Raw genomic sequence first — 278 nt, 5'->3', positions numbered from 1 at the left:
TAAGCGACTAAGCGTATACGGTGGATGCCTTGGCAGTCAGAGGCGATGAAGGACGTAGTAACTTGCGAAAAGCGTTGGCGAGCTAGTAACAAGCATTTGAGCTAACGATGTCCGAATGGGGGAACCCAGCAGCATAAGCTGTTATCACTACATGAATACATAGTGTAGTGAGGCAAACGAGGGGAACTGAAACATCTAAGTACCCTTAGGAAAAGAAATCAACCGAGATTCCCCTAGTAGCGGCGAGCGAACGGGGATTAGCCCTTAAGTCAGAGGGG

1 rRNA gene is annotated in these 278 nt (G+C 48.9%); it reads left to right on the top strand.

The window, feature by feature from the left end:
- A 23S ribosomal RNA gene (locus CBX96_RS21480) occupies window positions 1-278 on the top strand; the annotation flags it as partial.

Source organism: Shewanella sp. BC20 (assembly GCF_003129585.1).
In the GTDB taxonomy this organism is placed as follows: Bacteria; Pseudomonadota; Gammaproteobacteria; order Enterobacterales; family Shewanellaceae; genus Shewanella; species Shewanella seohaensis.
The sequence above is the reverse complement of the archived record's forward strand: the minus strand, read 5'-3'. Positions and strand labels throughout refer to the sequence as shown.